The 26241-nt window shown below is 40.1% G+C and carries 15 protein-coding genes and 1 other RNA gene; 10 read left to right on the top strand and 6 right to left on the bottom strand.

Going from position 1 to position 26241, the window contains the following annotated elements:
* Positions 1-509: 509 nt before the first annotated feature.
* From WSC_RS0101300 to WSC_RS0101310, 3 genes are all read left to right on the top strand, one after another.
* On the top strand, positions 510-4022 hold the full coding sequence (locus tag WSC_RS0101300; RefSeq protein WP_016954107.1) for a LamG-like jellyroll fold domain-containing protein: 3513 nt from the start codon (positions 510-512) through the stop codon (positions 4020-4022).
* A gap of 96 nt (positions 4023-4118) precedes the next feature.
* Complete coding sequence (locus WSC_RS0101305) at positions 4119-6920, top strand: TonB-dependent receptor (protein ID WP_016954108.1); 2802 nt, start codon at positions 4119-4121, stop codon at positions 6918-6920.
* 81 nt (positions 6921-7001) lie between these two features.
* Positions 7002-9629, top strand: a complete 2628-nt coding sequence (locus WSC_RS0101310) for a TonB-dependent receptor (RefSeq protein ID WP_016954109.1) — start codon at positions 7002-7004, stop codon at positions 9627-9629.
* Positions 9630-9706: 77 nt separating this feature from the next.
* Here WSC_RS0101310 and WSC_RS0101315 read toward each other — a convergent pair whose 3' ends face one another.
* The 3 genes from WSC_RS0101315 to WSC_RS0101325 form a co-directional block, all read right to left on the bottom strand.
* On the bottom strand, positions 9707-10771 hold the full coding sequence (locus WSC_RS0101315; protein WP_016954110.1) for a glycoside hydrolase family 43 protein: 1065 nt from the start codon (positions 10769-10771) through the stop codon (positions 9707-9709).
* A gap of 117 nt (positions 10772-10888) precedes the next feature.
* Complete coding sequence (locus tag WSC_RS0101320) at positions 10889-12193, bottom strand: VCBS domain-containing protein (RefSeq protein ID WP_016954111.1); 1305 nt, start codon at positions 12191-12193, stop codon at positions 10889-10891.
* A 147-nt stretch (positions 12194-12340) separates the two neighbouring features.
* Positions 12341-13315, bottom strand: a complete 975-nt coding sequence (locus WSC_RS0101325; protein WP_016954112.1) for a hypothetical protein — start codon at positions 13313-13315, stop codon at positions 12341-12343.
* Between the two features lie 271 nt (positions 13316-13586).
* Between WSC_RS0101325 and WSC_RS0101330 the strand changes: the two genes are divergently transcribed.
* Entirely contained in the window at positions 13587-15071 is a 1485-nt protein-coding gene (locus tag WSC_RS0101330; protein ID WP_016954113.1) for an aldehyde dehydrogenase family protein, read from the top strand.
* 119 nt (positions 15072-15190) lie between these two features.
* Here the strand turns inward: WSC_RS0101330 and WSC_RS0101335 are convergent, their stop codons facing one another.
* Positions 15191-16159 (bottom strand): glycoside hydrolase family 43 protein, encoded by a 969-nt coding sequence (locus tag WSC_RS0101335; RefSeq protein WP_016954114.1) that lies wholly within the window; start codon positions 16157-16159, stop codon positions 15191-15193.
* A gap of 344 nt (positions 16160-16503) precedes the next feature.
* Here WSC_RS0101335 and WSC_RS0101340 point away from each other — a divergent pair, with 344 nt between their 5' ends.
* The 4 genes from WSC_RS0101340 to WSC_RS0101355 all read left to right on the top strand — a co-directional run bounded on the left by WSC_RS0101340 (position 16504) and on the right by WSC_RS0101355 (position 22848).
* Positions 16504-17850 (top strand): MFS transporter, encoded by a 1347-nt coding sequence (locus WSC_RS0101340; protein ID WP_016954115.1) that lies wholly within the window; start codon positions 16504-16506, stop codon positions 17848-17850.
* Positions 17851-17942: 92 nt separating this feature from the next.
* Positions 17943-18902 carry a glycoside hydrolase family 43 protein gene (locus tag WSC_RS0101345; RefSeq protein WP_016954116.1) on the top strand — a complete coding sequence of 320 codons (960 nt, stop codon included), beginning with the start codon at positions 17943-17945 and terminating at the stop codon, positions 18900-18902.
* 67 nt (positions 18903-18969) lie between these two features.
* On the top strand, positions 18970-21360 hold the full coding sequence (locus WSC_RS0101350; protein ID WP_016954117.1) for a glycoside hydrolase family 127 protein: 2391 nt from the start codon (positions 18970-18972) through the stop codon (positions 21358-21360).
* Between the two features lie 105 nt (positions 21361-21465).
* Positions 21466-22848 (top strand): MFS transporter, encoded by a 1383-nt coding sequence (locus WSC_RS0101355; RefSeq protein WP_237716265.1) that lies wholly within the window; start codon positions 21466-21468, stop codon positions 22846-22848.
* A 42-nt stretch (positions 22849-22890) separates the two neighbouring features.
* Here the strand turns inward: WSC_RS0101355 and WSC_RS0101360 are convergent, their stop codons facing one another.
* A complete protein-coding gene (locus WSC_RS0101360; RefSeq protein ID WP_016954119.1) occupies positions 22891-23604 on the bottom strand; it encodes a FadR/GntR family transcriptional regulator in 714 nt (237 codons plus the stop codon).
* Positions 23605-23711: 107 nt separating this feature from the next.
* Positions 23712-23892: non-coding RNA, 6S RNA (ssrS, locus tag WSC_RS24560), on the bottom strand.
* 244 nt (positions 23893-24136) lie between these two features.
* Between ssrS and WSC_RS0101370 the strand changes: the two genes are divergently transcribed.
* Together WSC_RS0101370 and pepP are read left to right on the top strand one after the other, a co-directional pair.
* Positions 24137-24724 (top strand): UPF0149 family protein, encoded by a 588-nt coding sequence (locus WSC_RS0101370; protein WP_016954121.1) that lies wholly within the window; start codon positions 24137-24139, stop codon positions 24722-24724.
* A gap of 197 nt (positions 24725-24921) precedes the next feature.
* Positions 24922-26238 carry a Xaa-Pro aminopeptidase gene (pepP, locus tag WSC_RS0101375; protein WP_016954122.1) on the top strand — a complete coding sequence of 439 codons (1317 nt, stop codon included), beginning with the start codon at positions 24922-24924 and terminating at the stop codon, positions 26236-26238.
* The last annotated feature ends 3 nt before the right edge of the window (positions 26239-26241 follow it).

The raw sequence follows: 26241 nt of genomic DNA on the forward strand, positions 1-26241 counted from the left end.
TCCGTCAATTCAAAAACGAATTACGCCAAAATGCTGCTTACTTTGGGTTAGCAAATGGCTTATAAGTTTTAACATTTCTTTGTTAAAAATCCCATGTGTATTAGGGCAACTCTAGCGGTTGCCCTTTTTTTATCTTATATGTAAATAAATTGTGTTTATTTTGAGTTTGTTTTTCTTTGTTTTTTAACGTAAAAAATCAAATAATCTTATCATATATGTAAATTAATCTTGCCAAAACTATCCACCCTTTGAGCTCAAATTTCACTTTTTTGACTAGCAAAACCTGCGCAAAGCCCCATTTTTACTATACTTGGAAACGAATGTTAAAAACTGAGTATATAAAAATGGTTCAAAAACTAGGCATATTTAAATAAGTGTTAAAATTGTAATTTTCTTTGACATTTATTAAATAGTAATACTAAAATACCATATACGTTAAAAAGAACGTTAGTATGCAGAATTTATACTCGGCACTAAATTTATTAAATGTATTGAATGAGAGGACACACATGAATAGAACACGAGTAGCTCTCGCCGTACTCGGCCTGCTAGGTGTAGCAGGTTGTGGTACTGACGGCACAAGCAATATCGATCCTAACGCGACTACTGAAGCGCCAGTGATAGTTAAAGAAGCAGCTAAGCCTACTTTGGTTGAAGCTGTTGATTTCAGCACAATTCCTGACATCGGTGTACATGATCCTTCAGTTATTAAAACTGAAGTTGATGGTGAGGTTACTTACTACATCTATGGTTCTCATTTAGCTGCAGCTAAGTCAACAGACTTGCTTACTTGGGAATATATTTCAAACCCAAGTTCACAAGAAGAAACTTTTGCTTTAGCAGATGGTACTTCTTACACGGCCAATACATTACAAGTGGATGACTCTCCACTATTCAACGTTTATACCTCTGAAATTGCTGAAGGTATTGAATGGACAGGCGGCTACCGTGGCAATTGGGCTGCAAATGTAATTCAAGCGCCAAATGGTAAATATTGGTTCTATTATAACCACTGTGCACAAGACAATCCGAACACAGAAGCTGTTGATGAAGTTTGTTGGCATCGTTCTTATTTAGGTTTAGCAGAATCTGATTCACCTGAAGGTCCTTTCGTCGACAAGGGTGTATTTTTACGTTCCGGTCATAGCACAACTGATGCTGATGAGAATGGTATCGCAGATGAGCTCGAAGCTTACCCACTAGACAATGGACAAACTACATATAACCCAGCGGTAGATCCAAACGTAATTGACCCTACAGCTTTCTATGATAAAGAAGGCAAATTATGGATGGTGTATGGCTCATACTCAGGTGGTATTTTCATCTTAGAAATGGATGAAACTACAGGTATGCCAGTGGCTGGGCAAGGTTATGGTACTCATTTAGTTGGCGGTGATTTTCGCTCTATTGAAGGCTCTTACGTAATGTATAGCCCAGAAAGTGATTATTACTACCTAATGTGGTCGATCGCTGGTTTTGATGTGAATGGTGGTTATAACGTTCGTGTAGCTCGCTCTAAAAACCCACAAGGTCCATACTATGATAAAGCTGGTGTTGATGTGTCAACAATTAAAGGCTCTAATGAAATTGGTACTAAGTTGCTAGGTGGTTTTGAGTTTACTCAAGAGTTAGGCGAAACGGCTGAAGCTTGGGGTTATCAGTCACCAGGTCACCACTCTGCATTTTATGATGAAGAAACAGGAAAGCACATTATGGTCACCCATACGCGTTTCCCTTCAACGTCAACTAATTACCCGACAGTCCCTGAAGCTCATGCTGTACGTACGCACGAAATGTTCGTCGACCGTGACGGTTGGTTACATATTTCTCCGCAGCGTTATGTTGAATTAACAGGCGAAAACCGTGTTTCTAAAGAAGAAACTATGGGTTATTACAAACTTATCGTACAAGGTAACGGTACCAACACGTCAGCGATTCGTTCGGTTCATATTGCATTAAATACAGACATGACTGTGACAGGTGATGATCCAGGTGTTTGGTTCTTATTGGACCCAGATACAATTCGATTGGAGCTAGAGTCTGGTGCATACGTTGGTGTGGTTAAATGGCAATATGATGGTGCTAATCAAAAATTAACACCTATTATTTCTGCGGTTGCAAACGATGGCGCTTCGATTTTGGCTACTCAAGTTAACCCTATTACAGCAACTGCAACTACTTTGGTGGAGATACAAGATGCGTTAGTTTTCCCAGAGCAACTAACTATCGATGACGAAGACTTTTCTTTACCAACAAAAGCAAAAGATGGCGCAGTGATCACATGGGAAAGCAGTGATGAATACTATATAGGTACTGATGGTTCTGTATTTATTCCAACGCCAGACCGTGGTAATCAAACAATTGATTTAGTCGCAAACATCTCATTAAATGGACAAACAGCGACGAAAAATATTTCGATTGAATTAATAGCTCGCCCTGAATTTAAAAATGCTGTCGCGCATTACAAGTTTGAAGACAATGTATCAGATAGTTTAGCTGGTTTTGCAGATGCTACAGTGACGACTAACAATATGTTAGTTGCTGGTGGTAACGAAGCTTATGCAGCTGGCCAATCAGGTAAAGCGTTCAGCTTTGATGGTGATACCGGGGTTAAACTACCTACCGACATTATTACATCTGACTCATATACAGTATCGTTCTGGAGTAACCCAACAGCTCTATCCACGCACACTCCTGCGTTGTTTATGTCTCCGATTGATTACTTCGATAGCTGGATTACATTAGCACCAAGTGCAGTGTGGTTCGCAGAAGGAACAACTGTTTGGTCTCGTTGGAAAGTTGATACAGCTTGGAATCAAATTGCTACTGGTCAAGCCGTTACTTATAACGATTGGACGCATTACGCCTTAACTTATGGTCAAGGCACCATGAAGTTATACATCAATGGTACTTTAGCTGGCTCTATGCCGCGTGAAGACTTCTTTGGTGGTGTAAATGGCGACCCAATTGGTGGTGATTTCGCACTTGGTGTTAACTATGGTTGGGATCCTGCTTATCAAGGTACTATCGACGAATTAATCGTTTATGACTATGAGTTGAGTAATCTTGATATCAATGGTGCGGCAATGAATAACTTGACGGACCCAACTCAGTTTACTGGATTTATTGCAGATGCATTAGATTTAGGCGATTTAACCGCAGTTAAATCTAGCTTTACCTTGCCTCGTGTTGGGCCATTTGTATCTGGCATTAGCTGGGCATCTGACAATGAAACCTACTTAAAGGTATTAAACGGCCAAGCAATTGTTACTCAGCCAGCGCCTTCAGAAGGTGACAAAGAAATTACCTTAACTGCAACAATTAAATACAAAGATTTAGTAGACACTAAGGTATTTAATGTAACTGTTAAATCACTTGCACCAGCTGAATATAGCTTTGAAGGTGATTTGTCAGCGAAAGATGGCGTTGCAGCCGATGGTAAAGTGACAGGTGACCGCATTGGCAATACAGGTGGGTCAATCAGTTATACAGATGGCGTAGTTGGTCAAGCATTATTACTTGATGGCACATCTGGTGTACGTTTGCCTGATAACTTGATTACGTCTCGCGAATACTCAATTTCAGTGTGGTTAAAACCAACTGTGATGACTGATTACACAACTGCATTATTCGGTGCATCTGATGCAAACTGGATTAGCTTTGTTCCTCAATTAAACAATACTGCAGCAGGCCCTCTAAATTCATCAGCGATTTGGGCTGCGACAGGCGGCTGGTGGAACGACTTTAACTTTGGTGAAAAAGTATTCGCCAATGGTGAGTGGACCCACATAGTAATGTCTGTAAACGGTAGCAATGCAAATATTTATGTAGATGGTGTATTAACCATTACCCATAACGAAACACCAAACTTCTTCGACACAGGTTTCACCAGTGTTTGGGGTATAGGTGTTAACTATTGGGATGTTCCGTTTAATGGTGCGGTTGATGAGTTGAAGTTCTTCTACGAAGCGGTTAACGCAGACAAAGTTGCAGAACTTTATTCTGAAGCTACGGGCGAATAATACAAGCGGGAGCGATTTTAAGTCGCTCCCTATCGTAAATCACAATTTAAAACAAGTGGTTACACACCAGTTGCAGAAAGAATTTAGGATAAGAATATGTTTAAACCTACATTAATTACTACAGCGGTTGCGAGTGCTTTATTATTCAGCTCGCAACAAGCAATGGCAGAAGAGGCGCAAGCCACTGCTGAAGAACAACAAGACGTTGAAGTTATTCAAGTCTCTGGTATCCGTGGCAGCTTAAGTCGCGCAATTAATAACAAACGTTTTTCCGAACAAATTGTCGATTCGATTGTTTCTGAAGATATTGGTAAATTCCCTGATAATAACGTAGTGGAAGCTTTACAGCGTGTGACCGGTGTTCAGGTTACTGGTCGCGGGGGCGGTGAGATTAGCACAATTTCAATCCGTGGTTTAACTGACGTGCATACAACTGTCAATGGTCGAGACGTGTTTACCGGCACTGGCCGTGCTGTAGCTTTGCAAGATATTCCGGCAAGTTTGTTGAATGCAGTAACAGTGTATAAAACACGTTCGGCTGCGCAAATGGAGCAGGGGATAGCGGGTTCTATCGACATTAAAACGCATAGACCATTTAATTTTGACGACAGCAAAGTTTCATTTGCTGCTCGCGCAAACTATGCAGATCAACCAAAAGAAATCGACCCAAATGTAAGTATGTTAGCGAGTACTCGCTGGGATACTGATTTCGGTGAAATGGGGGCATTAATTAACGTCTCATACGCAGAAACTAACTTCCGCGATGATGATATTATTGCTGGTGCGGCATTCCCGTTTTTCTCGGCAAATCCACCAAGTAATCACCAACCATACAAAATTATGAACTTTGGTGCGGCAAATGGGTATTGGAGCCCAGGTATGACAAACGGCATGCCGTATGCTGCAGGTTCAACTTTATCTGCAAATGGTGAAGATTTTGAATATTTGTTGGCTCGAGACGCGGTATTTGGTCGTGTATTTGAAGCAAAACGTGAGCGCCCGGCAGCAGTAGTTTCCTTCCAATGGGCACCAAGTGATGAGCTTGAGCTATTAGCAGAGGGTTTTTACACTGGTTACCGCCAAGCACAGCAAACTTCAATGTGGTTCACTAACACCTTTGAAGAAGATGGCAATAGCGGCAATCTACAAATCGATACACCAATTCTTTTTGATGGCACTAATATTGTAAAAGAGCGCCAAGTTTACGCGCCAAATGGCTTCCAATCTGGCGATGCAGCGACAGGTAAAACTGATAGCTACTTGTTTGCTGTTGGAGCTAAATGGACACCATCTTTTGATTGGGTTGTTAATGCAGAACTAATCGCTCAGAATAGTAAATTCCACAGTGAGTTTTTTGCGCAACGTTTTGATCGTAAAGCATATGGAATGGACGTTGATTTTAATAACGATGATGGTACTCCTGGTTTAACTTACTGGGATAACCCAGAAACAACAGTAAATGAAGCAGACATGGCCGAACCTGCGAACTGGCGTGCTGGCACAGTATATGACAACAGTGCAAGCTCAGAAGGTGATGCGGTTACTTTTAAGTTAGATGCTGAGTGGGATGCTGAACTAGCATTTCTGCAAAAAGTACGTTTTGGTGTGAAAGCTGAAAAACGCGGTGCAAAAGATTTTGTTCGTGAGCAAAGTGGTACACCGAGTAGTATGTCAGCATTAGAGTTTGCTGATGCATTAATTGCAGCGGGTGCATCTGGTACGAGCTCAGATTATTTCCATAGAATTGACAACTATATGGACGGCAGAGCAGATATTTTTGATAGTTATGTTACAGCGAACGGTTTATACAATATCGCTAATGGTGATGTGGTTCGCAGCGTGTTAGGTTATGAGCGCGCAGCTGAAGATATGCGTTTTGATATTCAAGAAACGTCATATGCCGCTTACTTGACTGCTAAATATAACTTTAATGATGTGGTTACCGGTGAAATCGGCGCTCGTTATGTAAATTACGAACAAGATATGGACTTCATCTCATCAACCGGTGAAGGTTCTGCTGAAGAGTTACTACCTAGTTTCTCGCTAAACTGGAATGTAACAGACGACTTACAAGCGCGTTTTGCGTACACAGAAACACTACGTATGCCAGCGTTTGCGTCATTAAATGCAAATCAGTTCTTCTATGATCCATTAACTGAAGGTGTATCATACGGTACGGGTAATGGTGGTAATCCAGACCTTCAACCTACTACATCAACAAACTACGACTTCTCATTGGAGTGGTACTTTGCGCCTGATAGCTCATTATATGGTGCTATCTTTAAGCGTGAGCTAGAAGGTATTGTTATTACTGGTTCTAAGATTGTGCGTCGTACAGGCGAAGATGATGTAGAACGTGATTATATCTTAACTGCACCAATCAATGATTCAACTGGTGAACTCAGTGGTTTAGAGGTAGGTTTAGTTTACTTCCCTGAAGGTTTACCTGATATTCTAGATGGTATTGGTATGCAAGCGAGCTATACGTCCCTTGATTCTGAGCAGACTACCAATGACTATAACGAAGATGGTACAGTGAACGCTGTTATCAATTCAAAAATGTCAGGTGTATCGGATAGCTCTTACAGCTTAGTTGGTATCTACGCTAAAGATGAGTTTGATATGCGCTTATCTTATACTTGGCGTGACACTTTCTATTCGCACAATGAAGCTCTATTCTTTGCTAACCCACTTCAATTCTGGAGTCGACCTGAGCAAAGCTTAGACTTCCAATTTAACTTGGATGTTACTGAGGATCTATCTGTATCTTTCGATGCGAGAAATATCTTAGATGACAAATACCAAAACCACTATGGTGAAACAACTTCACAGTTGTTCAATTTTGGTACAGCTATCTACTCTCGAGAGTTTGGTATCAGCGTTCGTTACAGCTTGTAATTTAACCTCTTAGGTTAATGTTTAACGAAACCCAGCTTAGGCTGGGTTTTTTACGTTTAATAATGGAATTATTTAATAAAGATGTTTAAACCTTCTTTAGTCAGTAGCGCAATTGTTACTGCTTTACTTGCTCCTTTCATCACTCATGCAGGCAACAACCTTTCCACAGGAATGCAAACTAGTGTAAAAAAAGCCAACATTGATGAAACGGTTAACCTGCATATGGTCGAATTGGTAAATCCAGAATCTACCACGCGATTCTCGGATAATACCCTAGTTGCTTCTTTAAGTAGGTTGAGCGGTGTGCAAACGGTAGACCATCCCAATAGTTTGAGTACAAGGCTAACGATACGCGGGTATGGTGATTTCCATACAAGTATTAATGGCCGGGATATATATGCAGCAAACGGAAAATCTATCGAACTAGCATATATTCCCATGAACCAACTTTCGCATGTCAGTTTGTCAAAAACACGCTCAGCAAGCCAATCAGAAACTGGTTTGGCCGCCAGTTTAAATTTTAATACTTATAGGCCGCTTGATTTTGCGGGGCAAACACTTGTTGTTAGCGGGCAAGCTGAATACCAAGAATCAGCAGAAGAAACTAACCCAAGCTTAAATGTGCTCTACAGCAATCGTTGGCAGCTTGGTAGTGGTGAAATGGGGGCTTTAATTAATGTATCCCATACTAAGAACTCTCAAAGACGAGATTCCGTTATAGTTGGTCCAGCATCTCCTGTAAACAACAACTGGCGTTATGACAAGGTTAATGTTTGGGATTGGAGCGATGATTTAAAAGACAATCCTGAAGCTTACTTTATCGGCCGTTCGGCCATTATCGGCGATTCTACTTATTCGAGTTTTGACACTCCCTCTGCAAACTTATCTATTCAGTGGGCAATAAATGACTCGATTGAATTGTTGTTGGAAGGTTTTTATCTTGGCCAACAAGCTGAAGTAGAAGCTTCTCGTTTCTTATTAGAAACCGAGCAAGGAAACTTTGTAACTAGCGCTAGAGCGCCACAGCAGCCAAATTTATATTCGGGTAGTAATTTTATACAACAACGTCAAATTATAGATCCAAGCGCAAGTGTTTTGGGCTTAGGTCACACTCAAAAAAGCGATTTTTCTCTAATTGCGTTTGCAGTTAATTGGCAAATTAATGACAACTTTTTAATCGAAAATGAACTTGTTGCTCAGCAAGGTACACAAACTCGAAATAGCGCATCACAACGTTTAGGCAGCGAATTTTATCAACTAGACGTCAATTTTAACAATGTGCACGGTATGCCCTCTATTTTGTTGGTTGATAATCCTGAATCGTTAACAATAGATGAATCAAATTTTGCTGCCATCGACAATTGGCAGCTCAGTTCTCTAACTGATTCAGCTTTACGGCAACAAAATAAAGTAACGACTGTTACTTCTAAAGCTAAATGGAAGTTTGATAGTTTTATCAAACAAATTCAATTTGGTATTAAACTTCAGCAGAGTGAAATTGAAGAGCTTTCTTACGATCATAGTGCTAATTATTTTAATGAAGCTATTCTCTCGGCCAGTACTCTAAACTTAACTGAAAATTATTTGGATGGCGAATTGTCAGGAATTGAGAGTTTTATCAGTCCTGATGGTTTGTTTTTGTTTAGTAATATAGACGCAATTCGCGACGAATTTGATTTTGAAACTCCTGTTTTGAGCCCTGTTTATCGTGTGGAAAAGTCACATCAAGCGGCGTATTTAACTGCTAATTATTCCTTAGGGCAACTGACTGGCGAAGCCGGGGTAAGGTATGTAAATTATGCTCAAGATCTATATTTTTTAACCACAGGAGAATCTACTGCATCTGAGTTGTTGCCTAGCTTTGCGTTGAATTGGCAATTGAACGCGGATATTCAGGCTAAGATTATTTACTCCAAAACATTAAAAATGCCGGAGTTTTCCGATTTAAATCCAACTATTTACTATAGCTCACCGTTAACTGATGGAGTAAGTTACGGTACCGGCTACGGTGGCAACCCTGATTTGAAACCAACGACCGCTACTAATATAGATATCGCAGTTGAATGGCAATTCTCTCAAGATGATGCCTTATATGCGAGTGTATTTAAACGTTCGATATCTGACGCCGTTACTCAAGGTATTCGTATGCAGACTCATACAGGTGATGATGGTGTCGAAAGAGGGTATTTGTTGTCGGGGCCGACAAATTATGGGGAATCTAAGGTTAATGGTTTAGAGCTTGGAGTGACATGGTTTTCTGATTTAGTTGATGGAGTTGCGATTGAAGCAAACTATACTAAATTGGATACTACATCTGTAACCAATTTAAGTGATTCTTCTGTAGATATTCGAGACTCGAAACCTAATCCGTTAACAGGCGTTGCTGAATCAAGTTTTAATCTAATTGCATACTATCAGTCTAGCGCTTTTGAAGCTAGGTTGGCTTATAGTCAGCAAGAAGATTCATTCTTAAGCCGAGAATCATCATATTATTTTGGTTCGACTCAAGTTTGGACAAATCCTAAACAACGATTAGATTTCAGGGTGAACTACCACATCAACCAAAACATCACTGTTAGTTTTGCTGCCAACAATATACTGCAAGAAAATGTGCAAACCCGTTATGGTAAAGAGGCTGCTGTTTGGAATAATCAGTCAACCATTAGCACATCTCGAAGTTTTGCTTTAGGTGTAAGTTTTAACTATTAGTTATTTTATATTTGTATCTGACGGCGGCTAACACCTTTATCCGTTAGCCGCCATCAATGATCGCTTAAACCTTGATACTAAAATTCAATATCAAACTTCCAGTGCTCAGCTAATCTTTTCGCTTCTGCTGCCGTTAGCTGAATAACAGCTCCATGTTTAGGTGAGCTGAAGTTAGTTGCTTGCATTACCCCTTCATTAAAACGACCTAAGTCTTTAAAAGTAACAAAGTCTGTGGTTTCTCGAAATGCAAAGTTATGCGGTTGAATGCCATAAACGTCGTACATCAATACCCATTTATTTTCGCCAATGCGTTGCCAAACATTTGGGGCTTCACTGGCTGTCGCTTCGCTGTCGTACCAAGCTGGATCATAGTTATAGTCTGAGTTGATTTTGTTTGAGCTGGCGAGTTTTATCCCAGGTGTGCCGTCATGTGGTGTATAAAACATATGATAGCTATCACCGATTTTGCTGATGTCAGCGTCGATATAAGAGACTTCTTTCGGGTATTGAAATATTAATTTAGGCTCGGTTGTTAAACGATTAAATTCATCGTTTACGTATGAGTAATACATTTTGTTAAGGCCATTGCCAAAACGCATTGTGTAGTACAGCATCATTTTGCCTGCAGCTTGATCATAAATTGTTTGTGGTGCCCAAGCAGCGCCAACTTCATTATAGCCATCGAAGGTTTGATCAATGCGTACTCTAGCGGTGGACCAATTGATTAAATCGTCCGATTTCATCAAAACAAAACCACGATTGTTACCCCAGCCATAATCATCTATTGGTCTTTGCCATTGGCTGTCACGCAACCCCTCGCGTTGAGCAAATATATGTAAATCTGTCATAGCTAGATAAAAGTGCCCATTTGGCCCACGATAAATGTGTGGATCGCGTATGCCGCGCTGTTCGGCGATGTCACCACCATTTATCACAGCTTTACCTTGGTTTATGTCAGTAAATGAATAACCATCTGTGCTCAATGCCATGTGCAAACTATGATCATCATCTTTAAAATAAACCAGCAAATAAGCCTGCATATCAGCTTCTGTGGTGGTTTTGTTAGTCAAAGTTGAACATCCGCTTAGCCCTAAACTAAATAGCGCGGCTAACCCTGTGAATATTAATAAGTGTTTTTTCATAATAAATTTTCTTGTTTGAGTTTATCCAATCTGCCTTCTGGCTAGAACTTTTGCCTATTAATATAAGACGGTGCGTACGTCAAAACCCATAACTATGTTGTTATTTGTTGTTCGCTATCAATAACCCAATGCAGATGGATTAGGCAAAGCTGTGGTTTGAGGTAAGTTGTCGTTAATTCTGCAATTGCTGATAGGTTCAATTGAAATAACACTTTTTGCTCTATCAACATCACCACATTTTTCACTTGAAATATTCGAATACTGGTACAAGTTAACAAAAACATTTGAGGTGAGACTGCCATTCGAAAATTCGTTTACGTTTACAATGAATTTTAAAATAACGTTTATATTAGGATGATAAACATACAGTTCCAATTTACTAAAATCAGGCGAATTTGGATAAGTAGTTTTATTCGCTATCATGCGACCATAAGCATCGTAATAGTAGTTGTATTGTCTTATTTGTTCGCCTACGCTAGTGAGCAAGATTGATTTATCCGCCGTGCCATCAATATGATAGTTAACTGAGGTGGCTAAAAATTCCTCTACATCATCAGTCGATACGTAAACTTCAGATTTTCGACCATTTTCGTTATAAACTAATCTTTCTTTGTAGTTGGACTGGCGGCTAATTTCTCCATTTGATGCCATAGTTCTAAGAAAATTTTCAACTTCTGAAATTCTATTATTGGTTGAATCCCACCCTGCTGTGCTTTCATTTGATTCGTATAAGAATAGGTTGCCGTCAGCAAGAAAATAGCGCTCTAGATAATGTTGTATAGTAGTAACTTTGCCTGATTTTCTTAAGTAATTGTATTCTTCGCCATGTTCTACTTCATATCTAAAGGCGTTAAATCGGATCACCGAGGTTAGGTTGTCATATTTGTCATAATCATAATTTGTTGGAGTCAAATCTGCTATCAACTGTTCTGATATCCATTTAGAATCAAATAAGCGCGAGAGTCCTGAATACGTCGTTTCTTCAGCAACAGAAAGGGTAAAACTTGTGTGTTTGTCGAGACGTTGATAATAAAGTTTGGCTGAAAGGGTTACATCTTGCTCTTCACCATCAGTGGTTGAAATGGTGAATACGTCTACCAGTTCATCCACATTTTGTGTTTTGATTGTTTCGTAGTGAAATTTATTCGGTTGGTATGTCCATTTACCGTCAGCGTTAATTGATAGCTTGCCATATTTACCTTCAACTTGGTTCTGAGCTACAAAGCTTGCTTCTAGATTACTGGTTGATAAACTGCCTGTTATTATGCTGTCTTCATACACCTTGTACGAGCTAGCGGTTTTACCACTTATTGAGCTAGATTGCTTTCCGCTGATTTGTTCTTGGTCTCCATCTTTGCTAGAAGAGCCACCACAACTTGCCACGGAAATTGCCAAAAAAAATACGCAGAATATTTTTAACATGTAAACGATCCTTGTTTTTGTTGGTTATTTATGATTTATTTTGATTGCTTGTGGAATTTTGTTGCAGTTGAATTTAATTGTTAAATTTATTGTTAATTTTTTGTTGCTAAATGAGGGCAGAGGGGAGTAGATGCTCCCCTTTAAAAATTAGAGTCCGAGCTCGGAGGTTGTTGGTAGGCTAGTGGTAGATGGTAATTCAGGTTTTGTACGGCAGTTACCGCGTGGAAATAAATCCATTACCATTAAGTCAAATTCACCACACTTTTCAATATCATCGTATTGGCTAACAGAGACGGTTATATCTTGAATCAACTGACCTGATTTATATTCATCAGCAGTCATCTGAAAGTATGTAATTGTGTCAATCTCGTTGTTATAAATAAAGAAATGAATACTGACAAGTTTGCTTGGTAGAAGGCTGGTTGCAATATCAGCTTGTACTCTGCCTTGGTTATCCCAGTTTCGTTCCACATTCAGAAGTGTCGTACCATCAGGCGCAAAAATTTCTAGAGTGTAGAACTCGGTGTGATCTGTATAAGTATATTCAAACTCTAGATAACCCTGCGGATTTTGTTCGTCTGACCTCGTTACTGTGCTGAGTTGATTATTGTCGTTATAATGAAATGTCTGATCACTTAGTATGTTGTCCAGTTCAGATCCAGAAGTGTCGTAAAAAATGGTTGTTACGGTCGACGTTTCTCGGTTTCTTTTGCTGTTATTCCAAAGCTCTTCTGTATTTGTTTCTATCTTGGAAAGCGTGCTGTCATCTTTATAGCTGACATTCGATATACTGGCAGTTGTGTATTCGCCATCCTGTTTTAGTGATATGGATGTTTGTTGAGATATATGACCTTGTTCGCTCCATTCAATTTGTGCTGTAAGATTACTATCATCTGAATATTGGTATTCGGTGTAAGATTGTCTTGCAGCAATGAGCTGCTGCAATTCACTGGATTGCAACAATTTAGCTATGTCAGCATACTCAGCTAGAGTAAATACACTTCTTGAAATTAATCTTTGGTACTGAACCTCAGGCTCTTTATCCGAGCTAATTTCAACTTCGAAGTCACCACATGCGCTTAACGCTGCACACGTTGCTATCAAGCCAATTCTTTTGAGCATTTAGATATTCCTTTTTGTTGTTTCTTATATTGCTGCGGTTAGTAATCTGCCTATTAGATCTGTTGGCAAGAATACTTGATAAAGCCACACAAAACTAAGCTTTTTAACTTTTTAATAATATGATAGCTTTTGAACCTTGGTTATTTTACTAAGTTTGCAGAAGTATTTTAAAAAACTGTTAAAATTACTAATCTTATTAATACTTATAAAACTATAATAAATAACGGACTTAAACTTTTATACGGACAGCCAGCATTAATATGGGTAAGTTATGCATCAAATAGACTGGCGTCAGCTCGCAGCTGACTTTAATCCTGACACACACTCAATCATTAACGGACAAGCTTATAACCCTAAGTCGGACAACTTATTAACTAAGTTTTCGCCTGTGGATAATCGCAGTTTACAATCTGTATTGTTATGCAGCCAATTGGATGTCGACATTGCAGTAAGTAACGCGCGCCAAGCTTTTAACGACAAACGTTGGCGCGGCAAAAGCATCAATGAGCGCAAAAGCATTTTGTTTAAATTTGCTGATTTAATTGACCAGCATACACAAGAGCTGGCATTAATGGATGCGCTTGAGATGGGAAAATCAGTCGAAAACTTGGTTTTTGACGATATTCCTGTTGGTGCGGCGAGTATTCGTTGGTTTGCTGAAGCTTTGGACAAAGCCTACGACAATTGCGCGCCACCGCGTGATGGTGCTTTAGGTACTATTACTCACGAGCCGTTAGGTGTGGTTTCGGCAATTGTGCCGTGGAATTACCCTATGATTATGGCGGCGTGGAAAATTGGCCCAGCATTAGCCGTTGGTAACTCTGTTATTTTAAAACCTGCTGAGCAGTCTTGTTATTCGGCAATTTTGTTGGGCAAACTCGCTTTAGAAGCGGGCATTCCTGAAGGTGTATTAAACGTCTTACCGGGTGACGAAGTTGCAGGCTCGGCTTTAGCATTGCATATGGATGTTGACGGGGTATTTTTTACTGGTTCAACCCGAGTTGGTAAACTCATCATGCAGTATGCAGCACAATCTAATTTAAAAAAGGTTGCGTTAGAGTGCAGCGGTAAAAGTCCGTTTATTTTATTAGATAGCTCCAAACAACTTGAGTTTGCCGCGCAAACTTTAGCTCGCCACATCTTTTTTAATCAAGGACAAATCTGTTCTGCAGCGTCGCGGTTAATTATAGATAAGTCTATGTTAAACGACTTTTTACCTTTGGTGATTGAACAAACTAAAGTTTATCAACCGAAAGATCCACTGAATATCGAAAGCCGAGTTGGCGCTTCATTCTGCCATTCGCATTTGGCTAATGTGCAAAAACAGGTTGACCACGCAGTCGCCAATGGCGCTGAATTAATTGCCGGTGGTAAAGCTATCGAACCCATTGCTGGTGGTGCTTACTATGCGCCGACAATTTTAACTAACGTGACTAACGATATGTCGATTGCGCGTGAAGAAATATTTGGCCCAGTATTGTCGGTTATTACGGTCGATTCTGAAGCGCAGGCGATTCAAGTAGCTAACGATACACCTTTTGGATTAGCTGCTGGTGTGTGGACTGATGATTTTTCCACTGCACATAGAGTAGCTCGCGAGCTCAAAGCGGGTAGTGTGCATGTTAATTCTTGGGGTGAAGATGATGCAACCGCACCTTTTGGTGGGGTGAAGCAGTCTGGCATGGGTAAAGATAAGTCTATTTGGGCTTTGCGCCAATATGCGGATGTGAAGTCTACTTGGTTTAAATTTGCTTAGTTCGGGTATAAAAAAGCCAGTATTAAGCATTAGCGACTCGATATTAAAAGCCGATTTGAATGCTGATTTTCTAAATTAGAAAATTATGCTTCAAGTCGGCTTTAGATTGATGCCAGCAGTTATTTAGCTGGCTCAGTTACACCTTCAGTCGTCATATGAATACGCTGAATTGTACCGTCTTCATTGTAGTGCATTTCTTCAACCGCTACAGAGCGACGGAAACGACCACCACTTTCTTGACCTGGCTTAGGTGGTAAACTACCAGTGTGATAGAAGAAGTAATCTTTACCTTTGAAAGTAATAACAGATTGGTGATTTGTTTCACTGTTACCAGCTAATTCATTTAACACACCTTTAAATTCCCACGGACCATGAATGCTCTTACTCATTGAGTAACAAATTTTCTCAGGGAATTCACACGCATAAGTTACATAATAATATTCATTTTTCTTATGTACCCAAAGTGCTTCAGTGAAGGTAGGTAGGTCTAGTGTTTTAATTTCGCCGTCTAGCTCAATTAAATTGTCTTTTAACTTAACGTATTTTGGCATTAAGTTACCAAAAAACATATAAGTGTCACCGTTTTCTTCTACCCAAATTGCAGGGTCGATATCGTCCCAATCATTTGGTGTGTGTTTGGTCATGTCGTCAGTAACAAGCGCGCTACCACGAGCATCTACAAATGGACCAAGTGGGCTTTTTGAGGTGGCAACACCAATTGCAAAACCTGGTTTGTCATCTTTGTGGCGCACTGTTGTGTAAAAGTAGAATGTGCCATCACGCTCAATCATGTGCGCAGCCCAAGCATCACCTTTTGCCCATTTAAAGTCAGTCGCTTTCATAATTGGGCCGTGTTGTGTCCAGTTAACCATGTCTTCTGAACTAAATACTAACCAGTCATGCATTTGGAAAAATACATTGTTGCTAGGCGACTCGTCGTGACCTGTGTACAAATACACTTTGCCATCGTGAACCATAGCAGCAGGGTCTGCAGTGAATACGTTGTCGAATAAAGGGTTTTTCGCAACTGCTTGACTACATAATAGCGCAGTTGCCGCAGCAGCTAATGTGCGTTTAACAAATTTCATGTTGGCACCTTACTAAGTTGTTTGAATATTGTTAAATAGTAATACTATATATTTATTTTAATTTGTAAATATTATTTTGCTTTTTATTTATTCTTGAAGCCCATTTATTTATTACCTAGCCAATAGTTCGAAATTCGACCCATAGGCCATATCCATTGGTTTACAGCAGTATTTAGCTAAAATATTTTTTAAATAGTATTACTATATGTTTATATTTTGCAATTGTTGTGTTATCTTTGCTTATTACTAGGATGTTAAAACTAGTTTAACTAACTTTTAATTGGGGTTATGGTTAGTTAAAGGCTAAATTGGTCAATCACTTGCAGTATTTTTAGGTACGGTTTATGAGTTCACATCAACTTTCAAAATTAGAAAAAATAGGTTTTGGTGCGGGAGACATGTCGGTCAACGTCGTAATTTCTTCGATGTTCTTGATCATGACTTTCTTCTATACAGATATTTTTGGGCTCAAACCCGAAGACTTAGCAACTATGTTTTTAGTTGTGCGTTTGTTAGACGGTATAACCGACCCACTAATGGGTATTATTACCGATAACTGCAAAACCCGTTGGGGCCGTTATCGTCCGTTTTTACTCTTCTTATCTATACCTTTTGGTATTTCAGTATTTTTAACCTTTAGTACGCCAGATTTTGACTACAACTCAAAACTTGTGTGGGCGTATTCAACTTATATATTTGTCACCCTGATGTTTACTGGGGTAACCATTCCGTATATCTCGCTAATTGGTGTGATTACAGATAATCCGAAAGAGCGTTTATCTGCTAATGGCTACCGTTTGTTCTGTGCAAAAGTGGCAGCGTTTTTAGTTACCATTATTGTACCTTTATTAGCTAACCACGAAATGTGGGATGGTAACACGGCAGCTGGTTATCAAGCGGCAATGGGCTTAATGGCGATTATTGGCACTTTGTTGTTGTTGTTCTGTTTTGCAACAACTAAAGAGCGTATTGAGCATAAAGTAGACTCACGCAGCTTATTTGAACAGCTAGGTGTATTATTCCGCAACGACCAATGGGTGATTTTAGCTTCAGTTTGTTTATTGGGCACTATTGGTTATGCCGTGCGTTCAGCTGTTGCCTTATATTACGCCAAGTATTACTTGGGTGGTGACGCAGGTTTCCAATCTCTATTTTTATCTATATCTGTTGGTGCGGCTATTTTAGCTATGGTTGCCTCTACTTGGATCACCAAAAAATACTGCAAAGTTCAATTATTCCGCATTAGCCAAATTGCCGTTGGTGTGATTAGCGTTGCTATGTTTGTTTTGGTACAGCCGGGCGACATGATGTTGGCCTTGGTTTTATATTTCTTGTTGTCGTTTGTTGTTGATTTACACGCACCTGTATTCTGGTCAGCTATCGCTGAAGCGGTTGATTATGGTGAAGCGAAAAATAAGAGCCGAGTTTCAGGTATTGCTTATGGCGGTATCACCTTCTTCCAAAAAGCGGGCATGGGTATCGCTGGTTGGATGGTTGGTATTTTGTTGGCGCATTATGGTTATGTTGCCGACCAAGAACAATCAAGCGAAGCTTTATTTGGTATCGCTATGATGTTGTGCATTATCCCGGGTTTCTTCCATAGTTTGGTCGGCGCGATTATGTACAAATATGTTATTACTGACGAATACTACAATGATATGAAAGGGTCATTAGAGGTAGAAGTTCGTTAGAACACGAGTATTTAACCTGCTGTTGTTTGAGGAAGACAACACCAGGTGAGTAAGAATTAACAAAATCCAAGTTGTAATTTATTGGAGTTTTTATGAGTTTGATTAAACCATTGATCGAGCAACGTGCTGATCCTTTTATCTTTAAACACACAGACGGTTATTATTATTTCACCGCGTCTGTACCAGCATACGATTGCATTGAATTGCGCAGAGCAAAAAGCATTGCAGAGTTAAAAAATGCTGAAGGTGTTGCTGTTTGGCACAAGCCAGATACAGGCCCTTATTCAGAGCTAATTTGGGCGCCTGAAGTTCATTTTGTTGATGGCAGCTGGTATGTCTATTTTGCTGCCGCGCCAAGTCGTGAAATTGTTGATGGTTTATTCCAACACAGAATGTACGTAATTCAGTGTGACGATGCTAACCCATTAACAGGCGAATGGAAGTTTATTGGCCAAGTTGATACAGGGATAGATACCTTCTGCTTAGACGCAACTGTTTTTACCCACAAAGGTATACTATATTACTTATGGGCGCAGAAAGAGAACCACATTCAAGGTAACTCAAACCTATATATAGCGCCGATGGAAAACCCAACAAAAATCAGTGGTAAACCTGTGATGATCAGTAAACCCGAATTCGACTGGGAAATTCGCGGTTTTTGGGTAAACGAAGGGCCAGCTGTGTTAAAGAGTGATGAGAAAATTTTCGTTACTTACTCAGCGAGTGCAACCGATGAAAACTACTGCATGGGTTTATTAAGCATAGATCAAGACGCTGACTTATTAGAGCCAGCCAATTGGACTAAAGCGCAGCAACCTATCTTCAGAACTGTGCACGAAGCAAAAATGTTTGGCCCAGGTCACAACAGTTTTACTAAGTCTGAGTGTGGTAGCAAAGATATGTTGGTATTCCACGCGCGCAATTACACAGAAATTGAAGGTGATCCGCTGTGGAACCCTGACCGTCATACTTTTGTTAAATCAATTGAATGGCAAGATGGTGTACCTGTATTTGGTACAGCAGCAGATGCTGAGGATATGATCCAAGGTTAATTTTCTGCCTTGAACGACAAATATAGGCCGAGAAATATACAACATTAAGTATAAAGTGGATTTGAACATGGTAAGCAAGCAGCTAAATAAATGGTTTAAACAAACAGTCGTAATGGGTGCATTAGCACTGGCCAGCACACACGCAAGCGCAGCTAATTTGCAGCTCTACCCATTAGATCAAGTTGAACTAAAAGACAGTGCATTTTTACATGCACAACAAACCAATATTGACTATTTATTGCAACTGGACGCAGATAAACTGCTTGCACCATATCGCCGCGAAGCAGGCCTAGAGCCAAGAAAAGAAAGTTACGGCAACTGGGAAAACACTGGCCTAGACGGACATATAGGCGGTCACTACCTAACTGCATTAAGCTTAAGTTATGCATCAAGCAAAGACCCTCGTTTATTAGAACGCCTGCAGTACGCAATAGACGAATTAGTCATCATCCAAAAAGCCGGTGAAACTGGGTATTTAGGTGGCATACCAAATGGCCCTGCAATGTGGCAAGAGGTTGCTAACGGCAAAATTGAAGCTGATTTATTCTCAATGAATAAACGCTGGGTGCCCTGGTACAATATTCATAAAATGTATGCTGGTTTACGTGACGCTTACCTAATTGGTGGTCAAGCTAAAGCCAAAGACATGTTATTAAAATACGGCGAGTGGACTAAGTGGTTAGTTAAAAACTTATCTCACGAGCAAATACAAACCATGTTGATTACTGAACACGGCGGCATGAATGAAGTATTTGCTGACATGTATGCCATGAGCGGCGATGAAAGTTACTTAAAACTCGCGCGTGACTTCTCGCAATTAAGCATTTTAAACCCACTGCTGCAAAATCAAGACAGACTAAACGGTTTACATGCCAATACCCAAATTCCAAAAGTAGTGGGTTTTGCCCGTGTTGCAGAAGTGGCTGGCGATAAAAAATGGCAAGCCGCGGCTGAATATTTTTGGGATCGCGTGGTTAACCATAGATCTACCGCTATCGGCGGTAACAGCGTCAAAGAACATTTCCATTCGTTAGATAATTTTGAAGCCATGATCACAGATATTGAAGGGCCAGAAACCTGCAATACCTATAACATGCTTAAATTGTCGAAAATGTTGTACCTAACAACCAAAGACAGTAAATATTTAGATTTTTACGAACGTGGTATGTACAACCATATTTTATCTTCACAACATCCAGAACACGGTGGGTTAGTTTATTTCACCTCTATGCGTCCTGGACATTACCGTATGTATTCTGATGTTGATCACGCTATGTGGTGCTGTGTTGGCTCGGGCATAGAAAATCACGGTAAATATGGCGAGTTGGTATATGCACATGATGAAAACAACAATATTTATGTAAACCTATTTGTTAACTCAAAACTGTATTTACCAAAGCGCGGTTTAACTTTAGAGCAGCAAACAAGTTTTCCTGAGCAAGCTAGTTCAAAAATTATTGTCCAAGGTAGTGGCGAATTTAAATTGATGTTGCGTCAGCCTTCATGGTTAAAAGGCGACAAAATGGATGTTTGGGTAAATGGCACCAAACAAAAACATGCCAAAGTTGAAAATGGTTATCTGGTGTTGAACAACCAATGGCAAACGGGTGATTTAGTCGAATTTGAACTGCCAATGCAAACAAAAGCCGAAGCCTTGCCGGGTGATACTAACCATTATGCGGTTGTGCATGGGCCATTAGTGATGGGTTCAAAAGTAAATCCTTTCCCGAATGAACAGCTTAACTTTGTCTCGGATGATAGCCGCATGGGTCATATTGCCCGTGGTGAAATGTGTCCACCAGAAGCCTTGCCGGTTATTTTGGATGATCCTGATAAATTTGTGAAAGGGTTAAAACCAGTTGCAGGTCAGCCACTAGCATTTACAGCAAGTACAAATATTGATAACCCACTAGCTGAGCCGGTTGTACTTGTGCCTTTTTACAAGTTGCACGATACACGTTATCAGGTGTATTGGCCAAATACCTCAACTGCAGATTTAACTGAGTTTAGAAATAAAGCAGCACGCGAAGCGGCCAAATTAGCTGAGCTAGAAGCTAAGACCGTTGATAAAGTTGCACCGGGTGAGCAGCAACCAGAGTCAGATCACTTTTATCAAGGTGAAGGCAGTGAAGCTGGTGTACATATGGGTAAACACTGGCGTCACGCCCATGCATGGTTTAGCTATCAGTTAAACAATACTGGTCATGCCGGTAAATTTATTCGCATCACTTATTTTGGTTTAGACAATGGTCGTAACTTTGAAATTCACCTAGCGGGGCAAAAAATTGCTGATGTAGCGCTTAAAGGTGACAAAGGTGCAGACTTCTTTACCGTCGATTACCCAATTCCAGCAGAGCTATTACAGGCGAAAAAAGACAAGTTAGAAATCAAGTTTGTTGCTAAAGCTGGCTCAATTGCCGGTGGTATTTACGGTGTCAGATTGATGTCTACTAAATAAAACTATAGTAAAATAGTATTACTAATTTGGTTTTTAGGCTATTATTAGAGCATTAGTAATAGCCATTTTATGAAACACATAGGCGTATATAGTGGAGAAGAGTGTTTGAATCCAATAAATATTACGCCGCAAGCTGGTTTAACACGGACCGAAAAGGTAGCTTACGGCGCAGGTGACTTTGCAATTAACGTTGCCTATGCGTCTATGATGTTATTAATTACCTACTTTTATACCGATATTTTTGGTTTAAACCCAACTGATCTCGGTATCATGTTTGTGGTTGTACGCACGCTCGACGCATTGCTTACACCTATAATGGGTTATTTAACTGATTCTTATATCAGTCGTTATGGCCGTTATCGTCAATATCTACTCTATCTAGCTATACCTTTTGGTTTATCAATCATCTTAACTTTCTCTACACCAGAATGGGCTTATTCAGGTAAGTTGGTTTGGGCGTATTTGAGTTATGGTTTATTTAGCTTGATGTTTACCGCTGTGACTATTCCATATATTTCTATATTGTCGGTTATGACAGATTGTCGCAAAGAGCGCCTTTCAGCCAGTGGTTACAGATTACTTATGGCTAAATTAGCCGCTTTTGCCGTAGTATTTTTGGTGCCTATAGTTACAGGCGCGGAATTTTGGCATGGCGATATTCAAAGTGGTTATCAAACCACTATGTTGGTCATGGCGCTACTAGCCAGTGCATTTTTATTGGTGTGTTTTGCTGGGGTGAAAGAGCGTATTCACCACGAGCATCAGCCTATACCTATGCTGGAGCAAGTTAAACTCATATTTAAAAACCAACTACTTGTATTGTTATGCTCTTCTTGTGTGGTCAGTACCATGGGTTTTATGGTGCGTGGGGCGCTCGCCATTTATTACGCCAAGTACTACCTAGAGTTACCAGCACAAGGACAATCTTTATTTTTAGCAACCAATGTAACTGCTTCCATTTTGGCAATGTTAGCTTCAACTTGGATCACTAAACGTTATTCAAAAATTCGACTCTTTTATAAAAGCCAGTGGTTAGCCGGTGCGATAAGTTTAGCACTGTTTTTATTGGTGGGCCCAAGTCAAGTCGGTTTAGCCTTCGCGTTATTCTTCTTATTGAGTTTTGTGGTCGATTTACACGCTCCAGTTTTTTGGGCGTCAATCTCGGATGCGGTGGATTATGGCAATCGAAAATTCGGCAAACGCGTTGCCGGTTTATCTTATTGTGCCGTATCTATGAGTCAAAAAATGGCTATTGGTATATCAGGCGCATTTATTGGTGTGTCGTTATCTTATTTAGATTACAACCCAAGCCATCATCAAGCGTCTCAACATACAATAGAAGGTATTGTTGTACTCTTTACTGTATTGCCAGCAATATTTCATATCGCGGTTGGTTTTATTATGAAGCAGTATAGATTGGTGCAGTTAGCCAATATTCGCCAATCTGCTAAAAAAGAAGCAATTAACGCCAAGTTATCAGTGCGCTAGGGTTGGCACCCTAGCGACTCTTTGTTCGATATCTGCAGCTAGTTAAACAGCTTGTTTTGCACCTTCGTCGGTGACATTTAATAGCGTTAACATTTCAAAATGTGCACGCTCAGCATTACGCGCTTGAATACCCAGCAATACAGCTTTGTGCATAGGTAATGACGCTTGCCAATATTCTTCACCCCTGTGGGTGGTGATATCAAATGAACGATATAAAGCTTCGGCTAACATAGTGCCAAATGCATCCATTAAACCATTGCCAGATGCGGCTAAAATAGATTGGTGGAATTCAACGTCTGAAATTAGAGTTTGCTCAGTACCATACTCAGCTGCTTCCATTTTTAAGTAGGCAGTTTCAATTGCTGCAATTTGCTCATCAGTACCATTTTTCGCAGCCAATAATGCCGCTCTAGGTTCAATTGCTTGGCGTAATTGAAATAAGTCAGCCAATACTTTTTTGCTTTGGGCGCTGGCAAAACACCAGTTTAATACGTCAGGGTCGAGCATGTTCCAATATTTTTTTAATGAAACTTTAGTACCCGTTTTAGGTTTGGATTCTATTAAACCTTTTGCCGACAAAAGTTTAAAAGCTTCACGCAGGGCTGTACGTGAAATTTCAAACTCTTCCATTATTTTAGCTTCTTGAGGTAAATTAGCACCTTGTGCGTAATACCCATCAACAATACGCTCACCTAAAGTGTTCGCAACCTGCCCATATAAACTTCGTTTGTTAACCGTGCGCTTGTTTTCCAACATAAGTTTGAATCCAAATTATTATTCTGACCGCTATAAATTATCGGTATGATAATATTTTATGCAGGTTTGCAAAAGGTTTTGTTGCAATTGAGTGAAAATTAGGCGGGGCGTCCCCCAAAAAGTCGCCTCGGGTACAACCCTTGAACTGTGAAGCTCAAGGCGGGTAACAACACTCTACCGTAGGCTTCTCGGTGCATGCCGAGCCTGCTCAATAGTACAGATGGTGCCACCCTTAATAAAAGTTATCAGCTCTGGGATATAACCCAAAAACGAACATCTCAGGGGAACAAAACTGTTTAGCAAATTATGCTTTATTTGCTTAGGGCGCGCACTTTAACAGACCTATTCGCTATTGCAAGCACTCAACCACTAATGTATCTATTTTAGGTTTTGACTGACGCTTTTTCCAGCTAAGCTTTGATAATTATTAATCACATCCAAATAATCATTGGTTATTTGACTATCTGGTTTGTTGCTATCGTTGGGCGGTGATAACATAGCGTCAGTTTAGTTTGACACAAAGAGTATCCTAATGGCTGAGCCAATTTTACCTGATTACGATTCTTTTGACTTTTTCCTTCATCAAAACGAGTTGCCGTGTACCGCTGCGGAAATTCACGGCATTATTTGTGGCTGTTTAGCAGGTGGTATGCCTTTTCAAAGTGGTCAATGGCGCAAATTTGTTAGTGAGTTTGCTTTGCAAGAAGCTGAGTTGACGGATGAAGTCGCGAGCAAAATGCAAGAAATCTATAAAGCGACTTATGAACAGTTGTTAGATCCTGATTTTGTTTTTGATGTATATATTCCTCGTACTGAAGATATTCCATTAGCTGAACAAGCACAGATGTTAATAGAGTGGTTAGCTGCGTTTATTTCATCTTTTGGCGCAACTGTCGGTGAGCGTTTTGCTAATGTGGATAAAGAAGTGCGCGAAGCGTATCAAGATTTAATTGCGATTAGTCAGATGGATACTGAGATGGAAGAGTCGGAAGAAAACTTAATTGCTTTTGAAGAAGTAGCTGAATATATCCGCATGACCACTATTATGTGTTTTAGTGAGTTAGGGGATAAAAGTGGTGTACAAGCCGCTGAGCCAGGGGCAAAACCAACCTTGCATTAGCAGAGCAACGCCGGAGTATGAAAACTTTAGAGCATAATTATCGCAAAAACGCTGTAAATACGTCCTTGTACGCTTCGCTTTTTCATCCCTGAAAAAGAGATTTTGCTCTAAATTATTGCTCTAAAATTTTCTTCAGCATTTGTGCTCTGCTCAGAGCTAAAAACGGTAGGTAAACAATCACACAACAGGATTAAAAGATGATTGAGCAAGTAGAATTTTACAATCGCCGCCAAGCGGTATTGGCACAAATGGTTGATAACAGCGTTGCAATTATTGAAGCCGGGCAGGAACAAACCCGCAGCAACGATACTGAATATCCATTTAGACAAAACAGTGATTTTTGGTATTTAACTGGTTTTAACGAACCCGATGCGTATTTAGTTTTAATTAAAAAAGCTGATATTGCAGAAGCTTGGGTGTTTTGTCGCGCGAAAGATAAATTAGCGGAAATCTGGAATGGTCGCCGCATGGGGCCTGAGCTTGCGCAAGCAGAACTGGCGGTAGATAAAACCTTTGCAGTTGCTGAGTTTAATCAGCATATTTTACCTGTATTAGATGGTTGTCACGCCGTTTATTGGCCGCACGGACAAAACAAACTCGAAAAAACTGTGTTGGCTTTAGTACAAGATATTCGCAGCAAAGGCAAATTAGGTTGTCCACCTTATCAATTTAACGACTTATCGCGCATTGTGCATGAAATGCGTTTATTTAAAAGCGCGACTGAAATAGAAATTATGCAACAAGCGGCAGACATTAGTGCCAATGCACATAAACGCGCAATGTCTTTTAGCCAAGCTGGCAAGTATGAATATCAATTAGAAGCAGAGATTCAGCATGAATTTGCTATGAATGGTGCCCGTTTTGTTGCTTACAACAGCATTGTTGCCGGTGGTGATAACGCCAATATTTTGCACTACACAGAAAATTCAGACCGACTCAAAGATGGCGATTTAGTTTTGATTGACGCGGGTTGTGAACTGCAAGGTTATGCTGCCGATATCACCCGTACTTTTCCTGTTAATGGTAAATTCTCTCCAGCGCAAAAGGCCGTATATCAAATTGTGTTGGATGCGCAGCTAGAATCAATGAAATTGTTGTTGCCGGGCAATACTTTAAAACAAGCAACCGACAGAGCGGTTGAGGTGATCACCCAAGGGTTAATTGACTTAGGTATTTTGCACGGTTCGCTTGAGGATAATATTCAAGCGCAAGAGGGTCAAGCCCCCGCTTACCGCCAATTTTTTATGCATGGATTAGGACATTGGTTAGGTTTAGATGTACATGATGTAGGTCAATACAAAGTCGACCAACAAGATAGACAATTGCAAAAAGGCATGGCGCTAACGGTTGAACCTGGCATTTATATTAGTATAGATGCCGACGTACCGGATAAATACAAAGGCATTGGCATTCGTATTGAAGACAATATAGTGATCACAGAATCCGGCCACAAAGTATTAACCACATTAGCGCCAAAAAGTATTGAAGACATTGAAGCTTGGATGCAAGGTTAATCT

Source organism: Catenovulum agarivorans YM01 (assembly GCF_000281085.1).
GTDB classification, from domain to species: domain Bacteria; phylum Pseudomonadota; class Gammaproteobacteria; order Enterobacterales; family Alteromonadaceae; genus Catenovulum; species Catenovulum agarivorans.

Excerpts from the sequence above, each read along its gene's own strand:
- WSC_RS0101335 (WP_016954114.1), bottom strand. The coding sequence starts at position 16,159 with ATGAAATTTGTTAAACGCACATTAGCTGCTGCGGCAACTGCGCTATTA.
- pepP (WP_016954122.1), top strand. The coding sequence starts at position 24,922 with ATGATTGAGCAAGTAGAATTTTACAATCGCCGCCAAGCGGTATTGGCA.
- WSC_RS0101360 (WP_016954119.1), bottom strand. The coding sequence starts at position 23,604 with ATGTTGGAAAACAAGCGCACGGTTAACAAACGAAGTTTATATGGGCAG.
- WSC_RS0101350 (WP_016954117.1), top strand. The coding sequence starts at position 18,970 with ATGGTAAGCAAGCAGCTAAATAAATGGTTTAAACAAACAGTCGTAATG.
- WSC_RS0101330 (WP_016954113.1), top strand. The coding sequence starts at position 13,587 with ATGCATCAAATAGACTGGCGTCAGCTCGCAGCTGACTTTAATCCTGAC.
- WSC_RS0101370 (WP_016954121.1), top strand. The coding sequence starts at position 24,137 with ATGGCTGAGCCAATTTTACCTGATTACGATTCTTTTGACTTTTTCCTT.
- WSC_RS0101345 (WP_016954116.1), top strand. The coding sequence starts at position 17,943 with ATGAGTTTGATTAAACCATTGATCGAGCAACGTGCTGATCCTTTTATC.
- WSC_RS0101305 (WP_016954108.1), top strand. The coding sequence starts at position 4,119 with ATGTTTAAACCTACATTAATTACTACAGCGGTTGCGAGTGCTTTATTA.
- WSC_RS0101310 (WP_016954109.1), top strand. The coding sequence starts at position 7,002 with ATGTTTAAACCTTCTTTAGTCAGTAGCGCAATTGTTACTGCTTTACTT.
- WSC_RS0101320 (WP_016954111.1), bottom strand. The coding sequence starts at position 12,193 with ATGTTAAAAATATTCTGCGTATTTTTTTTGGCAATTTCCGTGGCAAGT.
- WSC_RS0101340 (WP_016954115.1), top strand. The coding sequence starts at position 16,504 with ATGAGTTCACATCAACTTTCAAAATTAGAAAAAATAGGTTTTGGTGCG.
- WSC_RS0101315 (WP_016954110.1), bottom strand. The coding sequence starts at position 10,771 with ATGAAAAAACACTTATTAATATTCACAGGGTTAGCCGCGCTATTTAGT.
- WSC_RS0101300 (WP_016954107.1), top strand. The coding sequence starts at position 510 with ATGAATAGAACACGAGTAGCTCTCGCCGTACTCGGCCTGCTAGGTGTA.
- WSC_RS0101325 (WP_016954112.1), bottom strand. The coding sequence starts at position 13,315 with ATGCTCAAAAGAATTGGCTTGATAGCAACGTGTGCAGCGTTAAGCGCA.